Consider the following 22,579-nt stretch of genomic DNA (forward strand, 5'->3'; position numbering starts at 1 on the left):
GGAGCGGTGAGCACACCGATCGCCCCGACCGTCCGCGACCTGGGGGAGCGGCAGCTCTTGTCGCGCATCTTCGCCGTCCTCGACGGCTCGTCGCGCGCGCTCGTCGGGCCCGGCGACGATGCCGCGGTGCTGGCGGCTCCGGACGGCCGCGTCGTGCTCTCGACCGACACGCTCGTGCACGGCCCCGATTTCCGGCTCGCGTGGTCGAGCGGGGAGGACCTGGGCTGGAAGGCCGCCGCGGTCAACCTCTCCGACATCGCCGCGATGGGCGCCCGCCCGACCGCGCTGGTGGTGGCTCTCACGCTTCCCGATGACACGCCGGTCGCGTTCGTCGAGTCTCTCGCGCGCGGACTGCGGGCGGCGTGCGACGCACTCGCGCCGGGATGCGCGGTGGAGGGTGGGGATCTCGCGGCATCCGACACGCTGACGATCGCGGTCACGGTGCTCGGAGCGCTGGATGGCGTCGAGCCGGTGCGGCGGTGCGGGGCGCGGCCCGGTGACGTCGTCGCGGTGACGGGGCACCTGGGGGCGGCCGGGCGCGGTCTGGCCCTGCTGTTCGATCGCTTCCGCGATGCCGAGGGCCGCCCCCTCGCCGTCGATCCGTCGGTCCTCACCGACCGTGAGCGCGCCGATCTCGCTGCCCAGCTGCGTCCGCGCCCGCCGCTCGCGCTCGGTCCTCTGGCCGCGCGCTCGGGCGCGACCGCGATGATGGACGTGTCCGACGGACTTCTGCTGGATGCGACGCGTATGGCGGAAGCGTCCGGCGTGCGGATCGATCTGAGCCCGGAGCTGGACGAGATGGCGCTTCGCGGCGGGGAGGATCACGAGCTGCTCGCCACGTTCCCGTCCGGAGCCGCCCTGCCGGAGGGCTTCCGGCGCATCGGCACCGTGATCGCCGACGCGACGCCACACGTCACCGTCGGAGGTGCGGCGTCAGCCGGCGTCGGCGGGTGGGATCCGCACCGGGACTGGGACGCGGCCCGCGGCTGATGCGGCCGAGGCGCCGCGCACCGCGGCGACGGCGCGGTCGATCGCCGTCGTCTCAGGCCCGCGGGCGTACCCACCACAGCGTCGTGTCGCCGTAGCTCTTGTCACGCTCGTACTGCAGCGCGTCGGGCAGCGTGGGGGCGCCGGAGCGGGTCGCGCGCTCGACGACCACGAGCGCGTCGGGCCCCAGTCGCGGCGCGAGCAGTTCCAGCACGCGAGCGAGTTCGGTGTCGGCGAGGTCGTACGGCGGATCGATGAAGACGAGATCGAACGTGCGGGCGGCGGCCCGCAGGTACGCCTCGACGGAGCTGCGGTGCACCCGGATCGGCGTGCCCGGGAGCACTTTCGCAACGGTGTGAGCGTTGCGGTCGGCGACGGCCGCGGCGCGCGGCGCCTTCTCGACGAGATCGACGGATGCCGCGCCCCGGCTGGCTGCCTCGAGCCCCAGGGCGCCCGAACCCGCGAAAAGATCCAGCACGGCGGCTCCGTCGACGACGTCGGCCGCGTCGAGAGCGCCGAAGAGCGATTCACGCACGCGGTCGCTGGTCGGGCGCGTACCGGCATCCGGGACACCGAGCGTGAGCGAACCGGCGGCTCCGGAGATGATGCGCGTCACGTGTTCACCCTAACCGTGGTCTGACGGACCCGCCGCGCCCGTCTCGTCGCGGAGCCGGGGCTCGGTGCGGCGCTCCGGCCGAAAGCCCGCCTTGTCGGCGTAGAAGGCACGGATGGCGTCCATGTCGCGGGCCACGTCACCCGTGAGAGCCAGGGTCGGCCCGAGCCCGGTCGTCATCGTCGTACGGTCGACGTAGCCGAGCGTCAGCGGCATGCCGGTCTCGCGGGCGATGCGGTAGAAGCCGTTCTTCCAGAACGCGTTGCCCCCGCGGGTGCCGTCGGGAGTGACCACGAGGCCGAAGACCTCCCCGGCGCGAATGCGGGCGACGATGTCCTCGACCACGCGGCCTGCGTCGGCACGGTCGACGGGGATGCCGCCGAGAGCGTTCATGACGGGTCGTCGCCAGCCGCGGAAGAGCGTGTCCTTGCCGAGCCAGTGGATGCGCATCCCCAGACGCCACGAGATGGCGAGCATGAACACGAAGTCCCAGTTGGACGTGTGCGGCGCGCCGATGAGTACGGTGGGGCGCTCCGGAGCGGGGGTCGTCGCCAGCCGCCACCGGCTGCACGACCAGAATACGCGGGCAACGGTGCGGCGGATCACGAGCCGACTCTACGGGTGTCTCCTGGACGATCCGTGCATGTCCGATCGCCCGGGGACGGCTACGGCGTCGGTGGGCCTCAATAGACTCGGAGCATGCCCGCGATCACGCTCGACACCGGTCTTGTCGATGCGCTGGGAGCTGCGACCGCGAAGCTGTTCGATCGGGCATTCGGCATGAGCACGGTGGCCGATCTCCTGACGCACTACCCGCGGCGATACGCCCGACGCGGCGAGCTCACGCCGATCGACTCGCTGCCGCTGGGCGAGCAGGTCACGATCGTCGCCGAAGTGCGCTCGGTGTCGTCACGACAGATGCGTCAACGGCGCGGTTCTCTTCTCGAGGTCGTGATCAGCGACGGCGCGGGAGCACTGACGCTCACGTTCTTCAACCAGGCGTGGCGCGCCAACGATCTCCAGGTGGGCCGTCAGGGGATGTTCTCGGGGAAGGTCGGCCAGTTCCAGGGGCACCAGCAGCTGGCTCATCCCGACTACACGCTCTTCGACGATGCCGACGCGGCGAGGTTGAACGCCCAGGCGCAGCAGCACACCCCGATTCCCATCTACCCGGCGACCAGCACGGTGGCGACATGGCAGGTGCAGAAGGCCGTCGCCACGGTGCTGGCTGCGTTGGCGCCGGTCTCCGACCCGCTGCCCGACTCCCTGCGCGCCGATGAGGGTCTGCTCGATGCGACCACGGCTCTGCGGCGGATCCACGGGCCCGAGAGCTTCGAGCAGATCGACGACGCGCGTCGCACGCTGCGCATGCACGAGGCGTTCATCCTGCAGACCGCGCTGCTCCAGCAGCGGCAGACCGTGCGGGCGATGGCCGCGACCTCGCGTCCGGCCGGCGCACTGTTGGACGACTTCGATTCGCGCCTGCCGTTCACCCGGACCCCCGACCAGGAGGCCGTCGGTGCGCAGATCGCCGCCGATCTGGAAGGTCCGTGGCCGATGAACCGTCTTGTTCAGGGAGAGGTCGGTTCGGGAAAGACGCTCGTGGCGCTGCGCGCCATGCTGCAGGTCGCGCAGTCCGGTGGGCAGTCTGCGCTGATCGCCCCCACCGAGGTGCTCGCGGCGCAGCACGTGCGCTCGATCGCGCGGATGCTGGGACCGCAGCTCGCTCCGGATCTGATGCCTACTCTGCTGACCGGGCAGCTGCCCGCCGCCGAACGACGCAAAGCGGCGTTGCGGGTGGCGTCAGGACAGGCGCGGATCGTCGTGGGAACGCATGCCCTGCTGAGCGCGTCGACGACGTTCGCCGACCTGGGGCTCGTCGTCGTCGACGAGCAGCACCGTTTCGGCGTCGAGCAGCGCGAGACGCTGCGAGCGAAAGGGACGGCGCCGCACGTGCTGGTGCTCACCGCGACACCCATTCCTCGCACGGTCGCGATGACCGTATTCGGAGACCTGGACGTCTCCACCATCCGCACCCTTCCGAGCGGGAGAGCGGGCATCGCGACGCACGTCGCACCGCTCGCGGAAAAGCCCGGCTGGTTCGGACGCGTGTGGGAGCGCGCCGCCGAGGAGGTGGCCGCCGGACACCAGGTCTTCGTCGTCTGTGCCGCCATCGACGCCGAAGCCGTCGGTACCACGGCGAAGGATGCCGCGGAGGACGTTCCCGTCGATGTGGGCGCGCCCGAGGGCGAACAGCCGCGCACACGATGGGGTGTCGTCCAGGTCGCACAGATGCTCGACGGCATCTCCCTCTTCGACGGCCTGCGCGTCGAGATTCTTCACGGGAAGATGTCGGGGGAGCAGAAGGATGCCGTCATGCAGGCGTTCGCGGCCGGCCAGATCGACGTCCTCGTGGCGACCACGGTGGTGGAAGTCGGCGTCGACGTGCCCAATGCCTCGACGATGATCATCATGGAGGCCGATCGGTTCGGCGTCTCGCAGCTGCACCAGCTTCGCGGGCGGGTGGGTCGCGGTGCGGTCGCCGGCTTGTGTCTTCTCGTCACGGAGGCGCCGGAAGGGACGCCGGCCCGGTCTCGCGTGGAGGCGGTCGCGTCCACGACGGACGGCTTCCTGCTCGCCGAGATCGACCTCGAACTGCGCGGAGAGGGCGACGTGCTCGGAGATGCCCAGTCGGGGGCGCGCACCTCTCTGCGGCTTCTTCGCGTCGTCCAGGATGCCGATCTGATCGCGCGAGCCCGTGCGGCGGCGGCAGACGTGCTCTCCCGCGACCCGATGCTCGAAGACCACCCCGGCCTCGTCGCAGCGATCGAGCGGCGCATCGGGCAACAGGAACGGGCGGCCCTGTCCAAGAGCTGATGGGGCTCGAAAGTGACGCCGCTAGGCTGGCGGCATGAACAACCGCATCGCGGTGGTCCCCGGTTCGTTCGATCCGCCGACCCTCGGACATCTCGACGTCATCCGCCGCGCCGCGGCCCTGTACGACGAGCTGCACGTGCTCGTCGTACACAACCCGGGCAAAGAGGCCATGCTGCCGATCGCACAGCGGCTGAGTCTGCTCGAGCAGTCGATCGGGGAGGAAGGCGTCGAAGGCAATGTCGTCGTCGCCTCCTGGAGCGTCGGGCTTCTGGTCGACTATGCCCAGGACGTCGACGCCGGCGTGCTCGTCAAGGGCATCCGGTCCCAGATCGACGTCGCCTACGAGACGCCGATGGCGATCGTCAACCGGCACCTGGCCGAGATCGAGACGGTGTTCCTGCTGCCCGACCCTGCGCACGCACTGGTGTCGAGTTCTCTCGTGCGACAAGTGGCCGCTTTGGGCGGCGATGTCTCGCCGTTCGTGCCGGGGCCGGTCGCCCGCTTCCTCGATACAGGGGGACGGGCGGGCTGACCGCCGTCGATGCCCGCGGGGCGGCTAGCATTGCGTGGTGGTCAGAAAGCATGTGAGCGGTCCGTTCGTGTTCCCGGTGCGCGATATCTCGCATCGTGCGGGGGAGATGCGCGAGTTCGACATCGAGGTCCCCGCGCCGGCGAAATGGGGCGAGGGACTCGTCTCCGTTGCCGAGGGTGAGCCCATCGAGCTGGCCGTTCGTCTCGAGTCGGTCCACGAGGGCATTCTGGTGACCGCCGAGATCGACACCGAGTACTCCGGGGTCTGCGGTCGATGCCTCACCGACATCGCCCGGCCTGTCGAAGTCGAGTTTCAAGAGCTCTTCGGGTATCCTGGGACGGAAGCGATCGACTTCGAGGTTCAAGACGACCACGTGGATCTTGAAACTCCGGTCAGGGATGCGATCGTCCTCTCGCTTCCGTTCCAGCCGGTGTGCCAGCCGGACTGCCCGGGGCTCGACCCCATCACGGGTGAGAGGCTGGCCGCAGGAACCGTGCCGGAGATCCCGATCGACGAGCGCTGGGCCGCGCTGAAGGCCCTCACCCCAGACCCTGACGACGAGGCCTCGAGCCGCGTCGCCACCGATACAGAGAAGAGCTAGCCATGGCAGGTAACCCCCCGAAGCGGAAGGTCTCCCGCTCCAACACTCGTTCGCGTCGCGCACAGTGGAAGGCCGAGGCGCCCACGCTCGTCAAGACCGTCGAGAACGGCAAGGTCGTCTACAGCCGTCCCCACCAGGCGAAGGTCGTGACCGACTCGCAGGGTACCGAGCTGTTCCTCGAGTACAAGGGCCGCAAGGTCGCAGACATCTGATCGCGGCGGCCATCTGATGGCGGATGCCGTGATCGAGCACCGTGTGCTCTCCGACAAGCTCGGGGTCGATATCGACCCCGAGCTTCTGTCGGTTGCGCTGACGCACCGCTCGTTCGCCTACGAGAACGGCGGGATCCCGCACAACGAGAGACTGGAGTTCCTCGGGGACTCGATCCTCGGTCAAGCGGTGACGGTGCACCTGTTCTTGACGCACCCTGAACTGGAGGAGGGTGCCCTGGCCAAGCGCCGGGCGAGCGTGGTCTCCACCGTCGCTCTCGCCGAGGTCGCCCGCGGTATCGACCTGGGCGCGCACCTGCGGCTCGGACGCGGTGAGGATCAGACCGGTGGGCGCGACAAGGACTCGATCCTTGCCGACACGATGGAAGCGGTCATCGGCGCCACATTCCTCTCCTCCGGGCCGGAAGCGGCCACGGCACTCGTGCTGCGCCTCGTCGAGCCGCTGATGGCGGACCCCGACCGCTACGGCGCCGCGATGGATCCGAAGACAAGCCTCCAGGAGCTCGCAGCGCGGCTCACCCTCGCGCCGCCGTCGTACGTGATCACCGCCGAAGGCCCCGATCACAATCGCGTGTTCACCGCGACGGTGAGCGTCGGCGAGGCGTCTGCGGCGGGCGTCGGGTCCAGCAAGAAGCAGGCGGAGATGGCGGCGGCGCTGACGCTCTGGCGCCTTCTCAGCGATCGTGCCTGAGCTTCCCGAAGTCGAAGTCGTCCGCGCTGGACTCGCCCCGGCGCTTGCCGGCGCCCGCATCATCGGGGTCGATGCGCGGGACCCGCGAGCGCTGACGCGCCACGACGGCGACGCCGTCTCGTTCGAACGCGAGCTGGTGGGTCGACGGGTGACGAGTGTGGCGCGGCGCGGGAAGTTCCTGTGGATGCCGTTGGCTCCGGCATCCGCTACGGCCCGTCGTGCGATCATCGCCCACCTCGGGATGAGCGGTCAGATGCTGCTGCGTGCTCCGGGCGCGCCTGCGGAGCGTCACGAACGCGTGCGCATCGATATCGATCACCCTGAGCACGGAGAGCTCGCCGTGGTTTTCTCCGACCAGCGGACCTTCGGATCCCTCGCGATCGACGAACTGGTGCCCACCGCCGACGGCCATGCCGGCGGGTGGGGGAGCGCCGAGGCGCTCGTCCCCTCGCAAGTCGCCCACATCGGGCGAGACCCGCTCGATGACGCCTTCGATGACGCCGCCGTCCGGGATCGCGTGCGGGCGAAGCGTTCCGCGATCAAACGCGTGCTTCTCGATCAGACCGTGCTCAGCGGCGTCGGGAACATCTACGCGGATGAGGCGCTGTGGGCTGCGCGGATCCACCCCGAGTCGCCCGCCGCTGCCCTCAACGAGCGCGACGTGACCCGCCTGTTCGCCGAGGTGCGGGCCGTGCTGCTGAAGGCCTTGGCCGAAGGCGGAACCAGCTTCGACGCGCAGTATGTGAATGTCAACGGCCAGGCCGGCTACTTCGCTCATTCGCTCAACGTCTACGGCAGGGACGGCTTGCCCTGCCCGCGATGCGGACGTCCCATCGTGCGCGCATCGTTCATGAACCGGTCCAGCCACTACTGTCCACGCTGCCAGCGCCTCAGCTGAGACGCTTCTGCCACTCGCCGGCACAGGACACCGGCGTGAACCCGATGGCCTCGTTGATCACGAGCATTGGTTCATTCTCCTCGGCGTTGTAGGTCTCGACGTGCGTCACCTGCGGAAAGAACTCGCGCAGGCGCGCGAGGGTCGCGCACTTGACCCACGTGCCCAGCCGGCGACCGCGATGTTCCGCGCGTACGAGCGTGTCGTTCTGGTGCGCGATCGTCGGATCGGCCGGTGAGACGTTCAGCTCGTTCAGCGCGACGAGCACTCCTGACGGCTCATGCCGCACCGCCCCGATCAGGCGCCGCACACCGCCGACGGCGTCGTGTGCCTCAATGCGCGCGATGCGCTCGGCATCCCACTCGCCGTCTTCGACGTCGACGTTGCCCGAGGGGGCGTCGGTGGCCATTCGCGACTTCAGGTCGGCCAGCGCGGGCGCAAGAGCTGCGGGCGTGGGCGAGAGCCAGAACAGGTAGCGATAGTCGTCGCCGGCGTGGGTGCGCGCACGCGCGCAGAGCGCATCCGTGTGAAGGGCAGTGGACCTGAGGTCGAGGGTGCTCTGACGATAGACCTGCTCCAACCGGAACCCCCGTCTCCGCGCGAACATCGCCGTCGCATCGCGGGGCACGGATCCGAATCCGGTCGATGCCCGCAGGCCCGCACCGCCGGAATGCCTGTGTTCGGTCCAGGACTGCAGCACCGAGCGGCCCAACTCGGCTGCGATGGCCTCGGCCTCGCGCAGCAGACGCGTGCCGATGCCCTGACGGCGGTGTTCTGCGTGCACACGTACCATCACGCCCGCGGTCCGAGACTGCGCATCGGGGAGATGATCGACGCTCGCCGTACCGAGGATGAGGCCGTTGCGCTCCGCGAGACGTCCGATCACCGGGCGATCCGACTGATCCTGCCACGCGGCCAGAACCTGAGGGAGCGTCAGGTCATAGGCGCTCGAGCCATGCACGTGAGCAGCGTGCGCATTGCGCAATTGCCGCACCGCCTCGAGGTCCACGATTTCCGGTGCATCAATCGAGTGCGGTACCCGGATGGAGCGGACGGTGACATCGATCACGTCAGCACCTTCTTCCATGCCCCGTTGTAGGCGACGGGCACGAAGCCGATTCTCTCGTTGATGTCGAGCATCGGCCGGTTCTCCTCCGCGTTGTAGGTGATGACCTTCGGCGACTGCGGGGCGACATCGCGGCGCCACGTCTGCAGGCCCCCGCACTTGACGAGCTGTCCGAGCCGATGGCCTCGGTGCTCGCGAAGCACCAGGGTGTCCTCCTGGTGACTCGGACCGGTCGCATCGGTGCCGAGGACGAGCTCGTTGAATGCCACCAGGTGACCGCTGTCGATATGCTGGGCCGCGGTGACGAGTTTGGTGCGGCCCGACTGGACGTACTTGGCGTCGTGGCGAGCGACCCGCTCGGCATCCCAGTTCTCCTCGTCGAAGTCGAGATCGGCGCTCGGTGCGTCCGTCGACATGCGGGATTTCATCCAGGCGTACGCCTCGACATGCGCCGCCGGCGTCACGCCCTGCCATTGGACGACGCGGTATCCGCCCGATGCCGTCACAGCCTCGGTGAGAAGGCGGTCGATGTTCGTGTCGACGCCCGCGAGGATCAGCTCGCTCTGACGCTCGATCTGTTCCAGGGTGTAGCCGTGGCGCAGGTAGAAGCGCGCCGCATGGTCGCGCGGAATCGTTCCGTAGCCGGTGGGTGCACTCAACCGCTCGCCGTCGGCATCCGGATGCTGCGCCCACGACTGCAGGATCGTGCGATCGTGTTCGCGTGCGGTCTGCTCGATCAGGGCGTAGCCGGCGGATCCGATGCCGCGACCGTGGTACGAGCGGAGCAGTTCGACAAGCCAGAAGGCGGTGCGAGATCCGTCTTCCAGCGGCAGATCGACGCCGACGCGACCGACGAACTCGTCGTCGACGATCACCGCCCACGCACGACGGATCTCGTTCGGATCCGGCTGGTAATGCGGCAGCAGTTCTTCCGGCGTCATCGCGTCGTCGTCGTTGCCGGCGATCTCGCGATAGACGAGGTTGCGTACGCGGGTGAACTCGCGGAAGTCGGCGGCGTCGCCGGCATCCATGGAGGCAGGGATCGTGAGGGGGCGGAACTGGAGTCCGGGAATCGCGGTGGTCATGAGATGTCCTTGAGATGGGGCCGGGGCGTCGCGGTCGGACGCCCCGGCCCGGGGCGGATCAGAGGTACGGAAGGATCTGTCGGCGACGCTGCCATTCGAGCTCGCGCTGCTCGCGCTCGCGCTCGGCGAGACGGATGCGGCGGCGTTCGGGGTCGTTGGCGTGCAGGACCGACGCGATGAAGGTATGCATCGTGGTGCTTTCGGTGGGTGCGCGCGGATGCGCGGCGGGCAGAGTGAGAGGCCGGGCTGCGGCGGGGGCACACGCAACGAGAAGACGTGGGTGCCGGAAGGCTGTGTGTGAGAGCGAACTCGCACCTCGACGAGGCGAGGGCGGAGTTCTCCTCTGATCGCGTCAGCAGGCGCCGCGGAAGGCGTCGAAGGAGACGGCCCCCGCGGGCTCACGGAACCAGAAGGAACGCATCGCGGATGCGATGCGGCCGGTGGCGTTCATACGAATCATGTCGGGGACCTCCTTTCTCGACTTCAGACGCGATCTGTGACGATAGCGGGTGTTCTCGACGCGCGTCAAGCGAGGATCCGCGTGTCGTTCCGCTAGCGTGGGTGGACGATCACCCAGGAGGACCCGCGGATGCACCTGAAGAGCCTGACGCTCAAAGGCTTCAAGTCGTTCGCGCAACCGACCACTTTCGCGCTCGAGCCCGGCGTCACCTGCATCGTCGGTCCGAACGGTTCCGGCAAGTCGAACGTGGTCGACGCTCTCGCCTGGGTCATGGGCGAGCAGGGCGCGAAGACCCTTCGCGGCGGGAAGATGGAAGACGTCATCTTCGCGGGCACCTCTACGCGCGGTCCGCTCGGCCGCGCCGAGGTGCAGTTGACGATCGACAACAGCGACGGGGCGCTGCCGATCGAGTACAGCGAGGTCACGATCAGCCGCACGCTGTTCCGCAACGGAACCAGTGAGTACGCGATCAACGGCGCGAGCTGCCGCCTGCTCGATGTGCAGGAGCTGTTGAGCGACTCCGGGCTCGGGCGCGAGATGCACGTGATCGTGGGCCAGGGCCGTCTGGACAGCGTGCTGCAAGCGAGCCCCGAGGACCGTCGCGGCTTCGTGGAGGAGGCCGCCGGCATCCTGAAGCATCGTCGACGCAAGGAGAAGACTCTTCGCAAGCTCGAAGCGATGGAGGCGAATCTCACGCGACTCAGCGACCTTGCCGGAGAGCTGCGTCGACAGCTGAAGCCGCTCGGCAAGCAGGCGGAGATCGCTCGCGAGGCGGCGACGATCGCGGCAGTGGTGCGTGACGCCAAGGCCCGCCTGTTCGCTGATGAACTGGTCGGTCTGCGTGCGCAGCTCGCCGACCACGCCCGCACCGAGCAGGAGCGCAGCGCCGAGCGCCTCGTGCTGCAGGATCAGTCGGAGCAGCTGAAGCTGCGCATCGATGCGCTGGAGGCGCAGCAGCGCTCGGAAGCCGTGGATGCGGCGCGGGCCGTCGCCTTCGGTTTGGAACGCGTGCAGGAGCGACTGCGCGGTCTCTTCTCGCTCGCGGGCCAGCGTCTCGCTCTGCTCGAAGACGACGGCACGCTCGGGATCGAGGTCGCCACGGTCAGCCAGGCCGCGATCGACGAGGCACGGGCGGAGATCGATGAGATCTCGGCCGGACTCGGAGGCGCCCAGGATGCCGCGGAGGCGGCCGCGCGCGACGTGATGCGGGCCCGTGCCGAACTCGACGCGCTCGACTCCGACATCGCCGCCCAGAGCGCGCTCGTGTCCGCGCACGACATGCGCATCACGAAACTTCGCGGAGCCGCAGATGCCGCAGCATCCCGCCTGGAGGCCGTGCGCGCGGGCGTCGAACGCCAGCAGCGTGCGCTCGACGCGGCCCTGGCGCGGCGCGCAGAAGCGGAAGAGGCACTCGCAGGGGTCGATCCCGAACTGGTCACCGAGGGATCCTCTGCCGAGCACGCTGCCGCTTACGAGCGTGCGCAGCGCGACGCCACCGCCGCCGAGAACGAGGTCGGGGCGATCCGTGAGCGGCTTCACGCCGCCGAACGCGAACGCGAATCGCTGACGGCGCAGACCGCGGCGCTCGGACGGGCGCTGGATGTCCGCAACGCCGCGGCCGAGATGATCGCGGTCGGAGGCGCGGGCATCCGCGGCCTGGTCGGCGACGCGGTCAAGGTGCGCTCGGGATACGAAGCGGCGATCGCAGCCGCGCTGGGTGCGCTCGCGGAGGGGCTGCTCGTCGACGACATCGACGCGGGTATCGCCGCCGCTCGCGCTGCGCGCGACGCCGACCTCGGCCGGCTCGACATCACGATCGCCGACGTGGAAGCGGGTGCGCCGGCAGCGGCGATCCCCGAGGGAGCGATCGCCGCTGCGGAGGTTGTGACTGCACCGGCCGGCATCCTCGGCATCCTCGCCCGTGTCCTGATCGTCGACGACCTCGATTCCGCGCACGCCGTTCGCCGCAGGATCATCGACGTTCCGGATGCCGCGACGACGATCGTCACGCGCGCGGGCGAGCGGTTGACGTCGTACACGATCCACGCCGGCTCCGGGGCCGGACGCTCGCGGCTGGAGCTGGCGGCGGAGCGAGATGCCGCCGCCGAACGCCTCGCGGAGATCACAGTCGTCGCAGACTCGCTCCGCGAGGCTCTCTCGGACGCCCAGACGACCTGGAACGACGCACGGGCGCGGACGAAGGATGCGCTTCAGAGCCTGCGCGAACACGATGCCGCCCTGGCGGCGCACACCGAGCAGGTCAACCGCGCCACCGTGCGTCATGAGGCAGCCGTCGCAGAGTGCGAGCGGTTGGAGGCCGGGCTCGCTCAGGCGTCGTCCGCGGTCGCGGATGCCGAGAGAGCAGCACGCGTCGCCAACGACGCCTTCGAGGGTGCCCAGCAGGCTCCCCGTCCCATCCTGGACGCCTCCGCGCGTGACGGTCTGCTCGACGCTCTGGAGAGTGCGCGCGACCGCGAGATGCGCGCACGTCTGGATGTCGAGACGCTGCGCGAGCGCGTGCGCGCCGGAGAGGGACGTGTCGATCAGCTCGTGCGCCAGCGCGAACGCGAGCGCGCGGCGGCGGCGGAGGCCGCCCGCCGCGCCGTGATCCGTCGTGCACAGCGTGCGCTGGCGGCCGAGGTCGCAGATGCGCTGCCGCCGGTACTGGACTCGGTCGATCGTTCGGTCACCCAGGCACGCGTGGAGCTTCAGCTCGCCGAGCAGGCACGCACCGCGCTGACCGCCGAACTGACCTCACTGCGCGCCGAGGAGGCGACCGTGCGCGAGCGGCTCGGGCGACTCACCGAAAGCGTCCACGGACTCGAGTTGCAGATGCACGAGAAACGCCTGCACGTCACGAGTCTGCTGGACCGCGTCCGATCCGAGTTGAGCCTCGACGAACATATTCTGGTTGCGGAATACGGCCCCGATGTTCCTCTGCCCCCGGACGAAGGCGAAGAGGGCGTGGCGTACGACCGGGCGGCGCAGCGCAAGAGACTGCAGGATGCCGAGCGCAAGCTCGGCCAGCTCGGGCGCGTCAATCCGCTCGCGCTCGAGGAGTACGCCGCGCTCGAGCAGCGGCACGCGTTCCTCACCGAGCAGCTCGCCGATCTCGTCCAGACGCGCTCCGACCTGCAGACGATCATCGCGGAGCTCGACGAACGCATGCAGGCCATCTTCCTCGCGGCCTTCGAAGACACTCGCGTCGCTTTCGGCGAGGTGTTCCCGATTCTGTTCCCGGGCGGCTCCGGCAGCATCTCCCTGACCGACCCGGACAATCCTCTGACGACGGGGATCGAGGTCTCGGTGCGTCCCGTCGGCAAGAAGATCGAGCGTCTGTCGCTGCTGTCCGGCGGAGAGCGCTCTCTCGCCGCCGTCGCGCTGCTGACCGCGATCTTCATGGCGCGACCGAGCCCCTTCTACATCCTCGACGAGGTTGAAGCCGCCCTCGACGACGCCAATCTCGGCAGACTGCTCGGCGTGTTCGAGAAGCTCCGCGCGTCCAGCCAGCTGATCGTGATCACCCATCAGAAGCGCACGATGGAGATCGCGGACGCGCTCTACGGGGTCTCGATGCGGCAGGACGGCGTCTCCGCGGTGGTCGGTCAGCGCGTCCGCGAACGCGCCGACGCGTGATCCCCAGAACGCGGGCGTACGTCGCGGCGAGAGGGGTGGAGCGCGCCGACCCGTAGGCTGAAGTCATGGCGGAGAACTCCTGGTCGCTCGGCCGCGCCCTGCGCGGCATGTTTGTGAAGCCGACGATCGACGACAACACGTGGGAGGACCTCGAGACGGCACTTCTCACCGCCGACTTCGGTCCCGACATCACCGAGCGGATCGTCGACGAGCTCCGTGAGAAGGTCGAGCGGTTCCGCACGACCGATCCGCGCGATCTCCAGCGGATGCTCAAAGAGACCCTGGAAGAGCGTTTCGCGAAATTCGACACCACCCTCCGGCTCACCGAGCGTCCCGCTGTCGTCCTCGTCGTCGGGGTGAACGGCGTCGGCAAGACGACCACGATCGGCAAGTTCGCGAAGTTCCTCCAGCGCTATGGTCGTTCCGTCGTCGTCGGCGCCGCCGACACCTTCCGTGCGGCGGCCGTCGATCAGCTGGCCACGTGGGCAGAGCGGGGGGGAGCGGCGATCGTCCGCCCCCAGCACGAGGGCCAGGACCCGGCATCGGTCGCCTTCCAGACCATCGACTACGCCAAGCAGAACGGCGTCGAGATCGTCCTCGTCGACACTGCCGGACGCCTCCACACGAAGGGTGGGCTCATGGACGAGCTCACGAAGATCCGCCGCGTCATCGAGAAGCAGGCGCCCATCAGCGAGGTGCTGCTCGTTCTCGATGCGACCACGGGGCAGAACGGTGTCATGCAGGCCGAGGCCTTCCTCCAGCACGCCGGCGTCACCGGTCTCGTGATCACGAAGCTCGACGGTTCGGCCAAGGGCGGCTTCGTTCTCGCCGTTCAGGAACGCACCGGCATCCCCGTCAAGCTCCTCGGCCAGGGTGAAGGCGTCGGTGACCTGACCGGCTTCACGCCGCACGTGTTCGCCTCGGCGCTCGTGGACTGATCGCGCAGCGGGGTCGCGCACGGACGCCGAGGATGGTTGCATAGGGTCATGGCGATCGAGCACGACTACTTCGGGCTGTTGGAGTCCGGGCCGGACGGATCCATCTTCTGGTCCGAGGTCGTCGACTTCGCCGACCAGCGGGTCACCGTCGATCTGACCGCACCCGATCAGGACGACGTCTCCGCCGCCGCACTCGATGTCGCGGCCGCCATGATCAATGCGCTGGAGCAGATCGACCTGCAGGCCCGCAACGCGATGGTGGCCGAGCTCGACGACCGTACCAGCGAGGTCACCGAGTACCTCCTTCAGCAGCAGGAGGCGCTGGGAGAAGATCTGGAAGACGTCCTCGTCGACATCTCCGGCGACACGCACATCGACATCATCCGGTCGCTGCAGCTCGTGAGCATGACGATCCTCGCCGACGAGCACGGTGGAACGGATCCCTTCGCCGTCCTCGAGTACGCCCTCGACCCCGACGCCACCGATGAAGTGCTGCTGGTGAATCTGACCAGCGACGGCGACGTGCAGTCGGTCACCAGCGCCGACTGACCGTCGTCCGCGGTGCCGCGCGCCTCACACCGCTTGCGCGAAGCCGAGCTCGGTGTCGGCGAGGTGCGACAGGTGTGCCGGGATTTCCCGTCCCTTGGCGACCATCGACTGGGCCCACAGCCGCCCCGCCCGGTAGGACGATCGAACCAGGGGACCGGCCAGAACGCCGAGAAAGCCGATCCGCTCTGCCTCCTGCTTGAACGCCACGAACTCGTCCGGCTTCACCCACCTCGCAACCGGAAGGTGCCGAGGCGAGGGCCGCAGGTACTGAGTGATCGTGATGATGTCGGTGCCGGCCTCGTGCAGGTCCTGGAGGGCCTGGATGACCTCCTCCGGCTCCTCGCCCATGCCGAGGATGAGGTTCGACTTCGTGATCAGCCCTGCGGCCCGCGCCTGCGTGAGCACGTCGAGCGAGCGCTCGTACCGGAAGGCGGGCCGAATGCGCTTGAAGATACGGGGAACGGTCTCGACGTTGTGCGCGAAGACCTCGGGACGAGCCGCGAACACCTCATCGAGGAGACGAGGCTCCCCGTTGAAGTCCGTGGCAAGCAGTTCGACGCCGGTTCCCGGATTGACGGCATGGATCTGCCGGATGGTCTCGGCATTGAGCCAGGCGCCGCCATCCGGGAGGTCGTCGCGCGCGACGCACGTGACGGTGGCGTAGCGCAGCTGCATCCGACGCACGCTGTCGGCGACGCGTCGCGGCTCGTCCGTGTCGTAGTCGGCCGGCTTGCCGGTATCGATCTGGCAGAAGTCGCAGCGCCGCGTGCACTGCGACCCACCGATCAGGAAGGTGGCCTCCCGATCCTCCCAGCACTCGTAGATGTTGGGACATCCCGCTTCCTGGCAGACCGTGTGCAGCCCCTCGCCCTTCACGAGCGACTGCAGCGCCTGGTACTCCGGACCCATCTTCGCCTTCGTGCGAATCCACTCGGGCTTTCGCTCGATCGGCGTCTGCGCATTGCGCACCTCGAGGCGCAGGAGCTTCCGGCCCTCGGGGACGTTCGCGGGGCCGGCTTCGCCGCCGGTCGGGGTGATGCCGCAGGCGCTCACGCGGCCACCTCCGCGGGCGCGGCGAACGAAGCGCGGAAAGCGTCGGCGACCGCAGCGTGCACGTCGGCGGGAGAGACGTCGCGACCCAGTACCTCGCTGATGGTCGTCACCCCGGCATCCGAGATGCCGCACGGCACGATCTGGGAGAAGGGACGAAGCGAGTTGTCGCAGTTGAGGGCGAAGCCGTGCATCGTGACGCCGCGCTGGACGCGGACGCCGATCGCTGCGATCTTGTCCTCGGAGAGCGGGCGGCGCACCCAGACGCCGGAGCGTCCCTCGACGCGGTAGCCGTCGACGCCCAGCGTGTCCAGCACGTCGATGAGGATCTGCTCGAGCCGGCGCACGTGGGCGACGACGTCCACGGGTTCGGTGAGTCGAACGATCGGGTAGCCGACGAGCTGGCCGGGTCCGTGCCACGTGATCTTGCCGCCGCGGTCCACATCGACGACCGGCGTACCGTCGGTGGGCCGTTCGTTTCGCGCTGTGCGCGCACCCGCGGTGAAGACGGCCTCATGCTCCAGGAGCAGCAGCGTGTCGGGGCGCTGCCCGGCGACGACGTCGGCGTGGATGTCGCGCTGCAGCGCCCACCCGTCGGTGTACGCAATGAAGTCGGGCGCGAGGCCGACGGTCTGCACGTCGAGCATGGTGGGCTCCTTCGCGAATGGAGGGCAGTGTTTGTGGACCGCGTCCAACAATACGCCTCGCTACAGTGGACAGATGTCCTCGGGTCGCCCGCGCGCCACCTCGCGCTCCACGATCGCGGAGGCGGCGACAGAGCTCTTTCTCGAACGGGGATTCGCGGAGACGACGATCGCCGCCATCACGCAGCGCGCGGGCGTGAGCCGGTCGAGCTTCTTCAACTACTTCTCGTCGAAGTCCGCCGTCCTGTGGGCGGCGCTCGACGACGGCATCCGCCGTGCGGTCGACGCGTTGCGCGCCGGCGCAGCTCCGACGGCTGCCCTGCGGGCGGCGGTGTGCGACATCGAAGCCGACAGCCTCGCACTGGCCATCATCCACGGCGCGGTGATGGGGCTGTCCGATGAGCTCGCCGACGAGCGGGCGATCCGTACGGGGGTCCTCAGTCGCGCCGTGTCCGACAACCTGGTCGCCGCGGGCGCGTCGCGCCTCGAGGCCGACGTGCACGCCGCCGCCCTGTCGGCCGCCGTGTTCGCCGCCGTCTGGGCATGGGCGGCATCCGAGGCTCCGCGCCCGGCGCTGGGCGGATTGGTCGAGCGCGCACTGGCGGCCGCCGGCGCGTCGCAGTGACCGGGGCCACCGGCTCCGCCTCAGCAGCGCAGAGCCGGCGAGGGGCTTCCCGTAGAATCAGGGGATCATGGCGACTTTCGGCACCCTCAGCGATCGGCTGACAGAGACCTTCCGCAACCTCCGCACGAAGGGCAAGCTCAGCCCCGCAGACGTCGACGGCACCGTCCGAGAGATCCGGCGCGCCCTGCTCGATGCGGACGTGGCACTGGTGGTCGTCAAGGAGTTCACGGCGAAGGTTCGCGAGCGTGCTCTCGGCGACGAGGTCAATCGCGCCCTCAACCCTGCCCAGCAGGTCGTGCAGATCGTCAACGAAGAGCTCGTCGCGATTCTGGGTGGTCAGCAGCGTCGTCTGCAGTTCGCGAAGAACCCGCCCACCGTGATCATGCTGGCCGGCCTCCAGGGATCCGGCAAGACCACCTTCGCCGGCAAGCTCGCCCGACAGCTCGAGAAAGACGGGCACACGCCGCTGCTCGTGGCCGCCGACCTCCAGCGTCCGAACGCCGTCAACCAGCTGCAGGTCGTTGCCGAGCGCGCCGGCGCCGCCATCTACGCACCCGAACCGGGCAACGGCGTCGGCGACCCGGTTCGCGTCGCGCGTGACGGCGTCGAGACGGCGCGCCGCCAGCAGCACGATGTCGTGATCATCGACACCGCGGGACGGCTCGGTGTGGATGCCGAGCTCATGAAGCAGGCGGCCGACATCCGCACGGCGACGGATCCCGACGAGGTGCTCTTCGTCATCGACGCGATGATCGGTCAGGATGCCGTGAACACGGCGAAGGCCTTCCAAGACGGTGTCGACTTCACCGGTGTGGTGCTGAGCAAGCTCGACGGCGATGCGCGCGGTGGTGCCGCCCTGTCCGTGGCCTCGGTGACCGGCCGCCCCATCATCTTCGCCTCCACGGGCGAGAACCTCGAGGACCTCGAGGCGTTCCATCCTGACCGCATGGCCAGTCGCATCCTCGATCTCGGCGACATCCTGACGCTCATCGAACAGGCGCAGCAGGCCTTCGACGAGGAGGAGGCTCGCAAGGTCGCGGAGAAGCTCGCGACCGAGCAGTTCACCCTCGAAGACTTCCTCGAGCAGCTTCAGCAGATGAAGAAGATGGGCTCGATGAAGAAGATGCTGGGCATGCTTCCCGGCATGGGACAGATGAAGCAGCAGCTCGAGAACTTCGATGACCGCGAGATCGATCGCACCGAAGCGATCATCCGGTCCATGACACCGGGGGAGCGCCGCAACCCCAAGGTCCTGAACGGCTCGCGGCGACTTCGCATCGCCCGTGGATCCGGGATGACCGTCACCGATGTCAACCAGCTGGTGCAGCGTTTCGAACAGGCAGCGAAGATGATGAAGACCGTCGCGCGCGGCGGTGTGCCCAACATCCCCGGCATGGGTCCGATGGGAGGTAAGCCCGGCGCATCCACGAAGCGCGGGAAGCAGAAGTCCCGCGCCGGCTCACGATCGGGCAACCCCGCCAAGCGCGCCGCGGAGAACGCCGGACTGGCCGCTGCCGCCAGCGCCCCGACCGGCTCGGGTTTCGGACTCGGCACCCCCGCGGCGCCGCCGAGCGAGGCCGACCTCGCGGAGATTCAGAAGCTGTTCGGCAAGAGCTGAGCGCTCACAGGACGACGCCCGCATCGTCCAACGCGGCCTCCACGGCGTCGCTGAGCACGATCTGCCCGTCGCTGTTGGGATGCTCCCCGTCCCACTGCAGCAGCTCCGGGCGGCCTCGCAGAGGCTGGCCGAGGGAGACGAAGACGCCGTCGTCATCCGACACGGCGCGCTGGAGGGCGTCACTGGACCAGCCGATGGCGTCGGGCTCGTCCCAATCCAGATGCCAGAGCGTGGCGATCCCGATCAGCTGCACGTCGGGCAGCGCGGCCCGCAGCTGGTCGACCGCCGCCCGCGTCGACGCGTCGATCTCGTCCTGCGATGCGCCGCTGTCGTTGTCGGAGGACTGGATGATCACGATCGCGGGACGCAGAGCGATCGCTTGCTGCACGAGACCGGCGTAGTCATCGCCGCAGTCACCGGTGATCGTGAAGCCCGCGCCACTGCAACCGAGGTTCACGATGTCCGCGCCGGTGTCGGCGGCGACCAGAGACGGCCACGCCTGATCGGGGTCGAGACCGAGACCGGCCATGATCGAGTCCCCGATCGTGACGACGACGCCGCTCGGTGCGGGTGCGGGGACACGCGCGGCGTCGACGGCCGCCGCCGGCACCGAATCCGCGGGCGACGCGGCAACGGGTCGATCCGGTGTCGACACGCCGCATCCCGCCATCGTGAGCACCGCGATGCCGACCACGGCAGCGCTCGTCGCGGTCGTCGGGGCGAACCTGCGGACGGACACGACGTCACTCTACGTCGGGCAGGATGTGAAAGCCCTTTGTCGCAGATCTGGTCTCGTCGGGAACACGTCAGCGCACCGGCGCGGGCGCTCGCCCCATCGTCAGGGAAGGCGGGAGGCCAGGTGGTCGTGCAGCGTCGGGCCCGCCCGGAACTCGCGGATCAGATGGTGCACAACGGCGCGAAGGTCTCCGTCGGCGGCATCAGCGACCAGCAGCTGACGCGCCGAACTGCCGCCTTCGTCGAGGATCGTTGCGACTCCGGCGAGCTCGCGCGCGCAGTGCAGGTCGACCGCGACGTCGGCCAAGGCATCGATCGTCTCGCGCAGATGCTCCGAGACGGGACGCTGCGTGCCGTCGCGGTCGACGATGACCCGCGCCTGGGTGCCGTATCGCGCCGCCCGCCACTTGTTCTCCCGGACGAACCACGGCTGCAGCGTCGGCAGTTCGCGTCCGGCGTCCAGCTCACGCGAGAAGCGCTCCACGAGAACCTGGACCAGTGCGGCCACCGCTGCCAACTCCGGGAGCGTCGACATGCCGTCGCACGCCCGCACCTCGATCGTGCCCCATTTCGGCGCCGGACGAATGTCCCACCGCACTTCGGTGGCGTCTTCCATGACGCCCGTGCGCACCATGTCATCGAGGTACGCCTCGTACTGCGACCACGCGGTCAGCGGCCACGGCAGCCCGGCGGTGGGAAGTTGTTGGAAGACCAACGCGCGATTGGAGGCGTACCCGGTGCGCTCGCCCGCCCAGAACGGACTCGACGCCGACAGCGCTTGCAGATGCGGCAGGTAGGCCGTGAGGGCACCGATGATCGGGAACACCTTGTTCACGTCCTCCACGCCGACGTGGACGTGGATGCCCCAGATCATCATGTTCCGCCCCCACCACTGGGTGCGCTCGATGAGCTTGTGATACCTGGTCTTGTCGGTGACGCCCTGCTCGTACCACTGCGCGAACGGATGACTGCCGGCGCACAGGAGGGCGATGCCGCGGGGGTCGGTCGCGGTGCGGATCTCGGCGATGGCGTCGGCGATGTCGTCGATGACCGCGGCCACGGTGTCGCCGACGCCGCTCGTGACCTCGATGGTGTTGGTCAGCAGCTCGCCCGTGATCGTGTGGCGCTCGAGGGCCGCTCCGCCACCCACCGCAGCCAGGACCTCCGGCGCGCGGGGGACGAGGTCGCCGGTGCGCTCGTCGGCGAGCATCAGCTCCCATTCGACTCCGACGGAGGAACGGCGGGATGTCGCGAAGGGCACCGTCATGGGCACAGTCTGACACGCCTGCGGCGATGGTTCGCGGCATCCGTCCCGATCTGGCAAAATAGGACGCTGGACCGTTCGCTCGACCCTCTATCCGGCGCTCGCGTCCACCCTAGAGCCTCCGCCGGGTGTGCACCCCACAGCCCGAGCGTCGTTCATCACCTCACAACACCATTCAGGAGAATTGTGGCTGTCAAGATTCGTCTCAAGCGCCTCGGCAAGATCCGTGCGCCCTACTACCGCATCGTCGTCGCCGACTCGCGCACCAAGCGCGACGGTCGCGTGATCGAGGAGATCGGCAAGTACCACCCGACCGAGGAGCCCTCGTTCATCGAGGTCGACTCGGAGCGCGCGCAGTACTGGCTCTCGGTCGGCGCGCAGCCCACCGAGCAGGTCGCCGCGCTGCTCAAGCTCACCGGCGACTGGGGCCGCTTCAAGGGTGACGCCGACGCCGTGTCCACCGTGAAGACGGCAGCGACCAAGGAGGAGTTCCAGGTCGACACCGCCAAGAAGTCGGTCATCAAGCCCAAGGCGGAGAAGAAGGCCGAAGAGCCCGCCGCCGAGGCAGCCGAGGTCGAGGCTCCGGCCGAGGCCGAGTCGACCGACGCAGAGTAAGACCGTTGCTCTCCGCCGCGCTCGAGCACCTCGTCAAGGGGATCGTCGATCACCCTGACGAGGTCACCGTCCGTTCGTCCTCGTCGCCGCGTGGCGACGTCCTGGAGGTGCGTGTGCACCCCGATGATCGGGGACGGGTGATCGGGCGCGGCGGACGCACGGCCAAGGCCCTGCGGACGCTCGTGTCCGCCCTCGCCGACGGCACGCGCGTGCGCGTCGATGTCGCGGACGACTGAGATGGCTGCCGCAGGACCCGCGCGAACGCAGCTGCGCGTCGGGCGTCTCGTCAAGGCCCATGGACTGAAGGGCGCCTTCAAGCTCGAGCTCTACACCGACGATCCGGATGGCCGTTTCGTGCCCGGCGCCGTCTTCACGCTGCAGGTGCCGGAGTCCTCACCCTGGCATGGCAAGACGGTCACGGTTCGGGAGTTCCGATGGATGAACTCCCACCCGGTCGTCTTCTTCGAAGATGTCGAGGACCGCACGGCCGCCGAGAGCATGGTGCGCGCGATCCTGTGGGTCGATCAGGACGAGAACCCCTCCCAGGAGGAGGACGCCTGGTACGACCACCAGCTCGTGGGTCTCACTGTGCTTCGTGACGGGGCCGATGTCGGACGTGTCGTCCGTGTCGACCACCTGCCCGCGCAGGACCTTCTCGTCGTGCGCACGCACGACACGGATGCCGAGATCCTCGTGCCCTTCGTCTCCGCCATCGTGCCGGAGGTCGACGTCGCCGCCGGCACCGTCACCGTCACACCACCGGCCGGCCTCTTCGAGGAGCTGCCCGGCGAGGACGATCGCGAACCGGCGACGTCCGGCGAGGACGACGACGAGGCGGATGCCGCGGCGGCCGATCCCGAGGTCTGAC

Annotated in this window: 24 protein-coding genes; 15 read left to right on the top strand and 9 right to left on the bottom strand. The window is 69.0% G+C overall.

Annotated elements, in window-relative coordinates:
- Positions 1 to 6: 6 nt before the first annotated feature.
- Positions 7 to 990, top strand: a complete 984-nt coding sequence (gene thiL, locus ACT53O_RS06135; RefSeq protein ID WP_476151591.1) for a thiamine-phosphate kinase — start codon at positions 7 to 9, stop codon at positions 988 to 990.
- 52 nt (positions 991 to 1,042) lie between these two features.
- Here the strand turns inward: thiL and rsmD are convergent, their stop codons facing one another.
- Together rsmD and ACT53O_RS06145 are read right to left on the bottom strand one after the other, a co-directional pair.
- The gene (gene rsmD, locus ACT53O_RS06140) at positions 1,043 to 1,603 is read right to left on the bottom strand and encodes a 16S rRNA (guanine(966)-N(2))-methyltransferase RsmD (protein ID WP_112931383.1); all 561 of its coding nucleotides are present in this window, start codon (positions 1,601 to 1,603) and stop codon (positions 1,043 to 1,045) included.
- A 9-nt stretch (positions 1,604 to 1,612) separates the two neighbouring features.
- Complete coding sequence (locus ACT53O_RS06145) at positions 1,613 to 2,206, bottom strand: 1-acyl-sn-glycerol-3-phosphate acyltransferase (RefSeq protein WP_112931384.1); 594 nt, start codon at positions 2,204 to 2,206, stop codon at positions 1,613 to 1,615.
- A gap of 93 nt (positions 2,207 to 2,299) precedes the next feature.
- Between ACT53O_RS06145 and ACT53O_RS06150 the strand changes: the two genes are divergently transcribed.
- From ACT53O_RS06150 to mutM, 6 genes are read left to right on the top strand one after another with little or no spacing between them, the layout of a single operon-like run.
- The gene (locus ACT53O_RS06150) at positions 2,300 to 4,477 is read left to right on the top strand and encodes an ATP-dependent DNA helicase RecG (RefSeq protein WP_476151592.1); all 2,178 of its coding nucleotides are present in this window, start codon (positions 2,300 to 2,302) and stop codon (positions 4,475 to 4,477) included.
- A 34-nt stretch (positions 4,478 to 4,511) separates the two neighbouring features.
- Positions 4,512 to 5,009, top strand: coding sequence for a pantetheine-phosphate adenylyltransferase (gene coaD, locus ACT53O_RS06155; protein ID WP_036285302.1), 498 nt, complete (start codon positions 4,512 to 4,514; stop codon positions 5,007 to 5,009).
- Positions 5,010 to 5,061: 52 nt separating this feature from the next.
- The gene (locus tag ACT53O_RS06160) at positions 5,062 to 5,610 is read left to right on the top strand and encodes a YceD family protein (protein WP_036316584.1); all 549 of its coding nucleotides are present in this window, start codon (positions 5,062 to 5,064) and stop codon (positions 5,608 to 5,610) included.
- 2 nt (positions 5,611 to 5,612) lie between these two features.
- A complete protein-coding gene (gene rpmF / locus ACT53O_RS06165; RefSeq protein WP_005050211.1) occupies positions 5,613 to 5,822 on the top strand; it encodes a 50S ribosomal protein L32 in 210 nt (69 codons plus the stop codon).
- Positions 5,823 to 5,838: 16 nt separating this feature from the next.
- Entirely contained in the window at positions 5,839 to 6,531 is a 693-nt protein-coding gene (gene rnc / locus ACT53O_RS06170) for a ribonuclease III (RefSeq protein WP_112931386.1), read from the top strand.
- On the top strand, positions 6,524 to 7,429 hold the full coding sequence (mutM, locus tag ACT53O_RS06175) for a bifunctional DNA-formamidopyrimidine glycosylase/DNA-(apurinic or apyrimidinic site) lyase (protein ID WP_476151593.1): 906 nt from the start codon (positions 6,524 to 6,526) through the stop codon (positions 7,427 to 7,429). Before rnc ends, mutM begins: the two co-directional genes overlap by 8 nt.
- Here the strand turns inward: mutM and ACT53O_RS06180 are convergent.
- The 3 genes from ACT53O_RS06180 to ACT53O_RS06190 form a co-directional block, all read right to left on the bottom strand.
- Complete coding sequence (locus ACT53O_RS06180; protein WP_476151594.1) at positions 7,422 to 8,387, bottom strand: N-acetyltransferase family protein; 966 nt, start codon at positions 8,385 to 8,387, stop codon at positions 7,422 to 7,424. The two genes, mutM and ACT53O_RS06180, sit on opposite strands and share 8 nt — an antisense overlap.
- Positions 8,388 to 8,491: 104 nt before the next feature.
- The gene (locus ACT53O_RS06185; RefSeq protein ID WP_476151595.1) at positions 8,492 to 9,577 is read right to left on the bottom strand and encodes a GNAT family N-acetyltransferase; all 1,086 of its coding nucleotides are present in this window, start codon (positions 9,575 to 9,577) and stop codon (positions 8,492 to 8,494) included.
- A 58-nt stretch (positions 9,578 to 9,635) separates the two neighbouring features.
- Positions 9,636 to 9,767, bottom strand: a complete 132-nt coding sequence (locus ACT53O_RS06190; protein WP_255266054.1) for a hypothetical protein — start codon at positions 9,765 to 9,767, stop codon at positions 9,636 to 9,638.
- Positions 9,768 to 10,166: 399 nt separating this feature from the next.
- Here ACT53O_RS06190 and smc point away from each other — a divergent pair, with 399 nt between their 5' ends.
- From smc to ACT53O_RS06205, 3 genes are all read left to right on the top strand, one after another.
- Entirely contained in the window at positions 10,167 to 13,673 is a 3,507-nt protein-coding gene (gene smc / locus ACT53O_RS06195) for a chromosome segregation protein SMC (RefSeq protein ID WP_039416898.1), read from the top strand.
- A 65-nt stretch (positions 13,674 to 13,738) separates the two neighbouring features.
- On the top strand, positions 13,739 to 14,611 hold the full coding sequence (ftsY, locus tag ACT53O_RS06200; protein WP_036320575.1) for a signal recognition particle-docking protein FtsY: 873 nt from the start codon (positions 13,739 to 13,741) through the stop codon (positions 14,609 to 14,611).
- A gap of 48 nt (positions 14,612 to 14,659) precedes the next feature.
- Complete coding sequence (locus ACT53O_RS06205) at positions 14,660 to 15,160, top strand: DUF2004 domain-containing protein (protein ID WP_036320573.1); 501 nt, start codon at positions 14,660 to 14,662, stop codon at positions 15,158 to 15,160.
- 24 nt (positions 15,161 to 15,184) lie between these two features.
- On the opposite strand, the gene lipA is transcribed toward ACT53O_RS06205, so the two are convergent.
- Entirely contained in the window at positions 15,185 to 16,198 is a 1,014-nt protein-coding gene (gene lipA, locus ACT53O_RS06210; protein ID WP_292681508.1) for a lipoyl synthase, read from the bottom strand.
- An 11-nt stretch (positions 16,199 to 16,209) separates the two neighbouring features.
- A complete protein-coding gene (gene lipB / locus ACT53O_RS06215; RefSeq protein WP_295774616.1) occupies positions 16,210 to 16,857 on the bottom strand; it encodes a lipoyl(octanoyl) transferase LipB in 648 nt (215 codons plus the stop codon).
- A gap of 73 nt (positions 16,858 to 16,930) precedes the next feature.
- Here lipB and ACT53O_RS06220 point away from each other — a divergent pair, with 73 nt between their 5' ends.
- Positions 16,931 to 17,479 carry a TetR/AcrR family transcriptional regulator gene (locus ACT53O_RS06220; RefSeq protein WP_476151596.1) on the top strand — a complete coding sequence of 183 codons (549 nt, stop codon included), beginning with the start codon at positions 16,931 to 16,933 and terminating at the stop codon, positions 17,477 to 17,479.
- A gap of 67 nt (positions 17,480 to 17,546) precedes the next feature.
- Positions 17,547 to 19,097 carry a signal recognition particle protein gene (gene ffh / locus ACT53O_RS06225; RefSeq protein WP_294944149.1) on the top strand — a complete coding sequence of 517 codons (1,551 nt, stop codon included), beginning with the start codon at positions 17,547 to 17,549 and terminating at the stop codon, positions 19,095 to 19,097.
- A 4-nt stretch (positions 19,098 to 19,101) separates the two neighbouring features.
- Here ffh and ACT53O_RS06230 read toward each other — a convergent pair whose 3' ends face one another.
- Positions 19,102 to 19,836, bottom strand: coding sequence for an SGNH/GDSL hydrolase family protein (locus ACT53O_RS06230; protein WP_476151597.1), 735 nt, complete (start codon positions 19,834 to 19,836; stop codon positions 19,102 to 19,104).
- Between the two features lie 99 nt (positions 19,837 to 19,935).
- Complete coding sequence (locus ACT53O_RS06235) at positions 19,936 to 21,099, bottom strand: glutamate--cysteine ligase (RefSeq protein WP_476151598.1); 1,164 nt, start codon at positions 21,097 to 21,099, stop codon at positions 19,936 to 19,938.
- 183 nt (positions 21,100 to 21,282) lie between these two features.
- On the opposite strand from ACT53O_RS06235, the gene rpsP reads away from it, so the two are divergent.
- The 3 genes from rpsP to rimM are packed head-to-tail and all read left to right on the top strand — an operon-like array spanning position 21,283 to position 22,578.
- The gene (rpsP, locus tag ACT53O_RS06240; protein ID WP_036317112.1) at positions 21,283 to 21,711 is read left to right on the top strand and encodes a 30S ribosomal protein S16; all 429 of its coding nucleotides are present in this window, start codon (positions 21,283 to 21,285) and stop codon (positions 21,709 to 21,711) included.
- Positions 21,712 to 21,716: 5 nt separating this feature from the next.
- Entirely contained in the window at positions 21,717 to 21,947 is a 231-nt protein-coding gene (locus ACT53O_RS06245) for an RNA-binding protein (protein ID WP_036317111.1), read from the top strand.
- A gap of 1 nt (position 21,948) precedes the next feature.
- Entirely contained in the window at positions 21,949 to 22,578 is a 630-nt protein-coding gene (rimM, locus tag ACT53O_RS06250) for a ribosome maturation factor RimM (RefSeq protein WP_476151599.1), read from the top strand.
- Position 22,579 lies beyond the last annotated feature (1 nt).

Source organism: Microbacterium sp. DMC48 (assembly GCF_056313825.1).

Coding starts and splice junctions, on each gene's coding strand:
- ACT53O_RS06150 (WP_476151592.1), top strand. CDS start 2,300: ATGCCCGCGATCACGCTCGACACCGGTCTTGTCGATGCGCTGGGAGCT.
- coaD (WP_036285302.1), top strand. CDS start 4,512: ATGAACAACCGCATCGCGGTGGTCCCCGGTTCGTTCGATCCGCCGACC.
- rpmF (WP_005050211.1), top strand. CDS start 5,613: ATGGCAGGTAACCCCCCGAAGCGGAAGGTCTCCCGCTCCAACACTCGT.
- rnc (WP_112931386.1), top strand. CDS start 5,839: ATGGCGGATGCCGTGATCGAGCACCGTGTGCTCTCCGACAAGCTCGGG.
- ACT53O_RS06185 (WP_476151595.1), bottom strand. CDS start 9,577: ATGACCACCGCGATTCCCGGACTCCAGTTCCGCCCCCTCACGATCCCT.
- ACT53O_RS06190 (WP_255266054.1), bottom strand. CDS start 9,767: ATGCATACCTTCATCGCGTCGGTCCTGCACGCCAACGACCCCGAACGC.
- smc (WP_039416898.1), top strand. CDS start 10,167: ATGCACCTGAAGAGCCTGACGCTCAAAGGCTTCAAGTCGTTCGCGCAA.
- ftsY (WP_036320575.1), top strand. CDS start 13,739: ATGGCGGAGAACTCCTGGTCGCTCGGCCGCGCCCTGCGCGGCATGTTT.
- ACT53O_RS06205 (WP_036320573.1), top strand. CDS start 14,660: ATGGCGATCGAGCACGACTACTTCGGGCTGTTGGAGTCCGGGCCGGAC.
- lipB (WP_295774616.1), bottom strand. CDS start 16,857: ATGCTCGACGTGCAGACCGTCGGCCTCGCGCCCGACTTCATTGCGTAC.
- ACT53O_RS06220 (WP_476151596.1), top strand. CDS start 16,931: ATGTCCTCGGGTCGCCCGCGCGCCACCTCGCGCTCCACGATCGCGGAG.
- ffh (WP_294944149.1), top strand. CDS start 17,547: ATGGCGACTTTCGGCACCCTCAGCGATCGGCTGACAGAGACCTTCCGC.
- ACT53O_RS06235 (WP_476151598.1), bottom strand. CDS start 21,099: ATGACGGTGCCCTTCGCGACATCCCGCCGTTCCTCCGTCGGAGTCGAA.
- rimM (WP_476151599.1), top strand. CDS start 21,949: ATGGCTGCCGCAGGACCCGCGCGAACGCAGCTGCGCGTCGGGCGTCTC.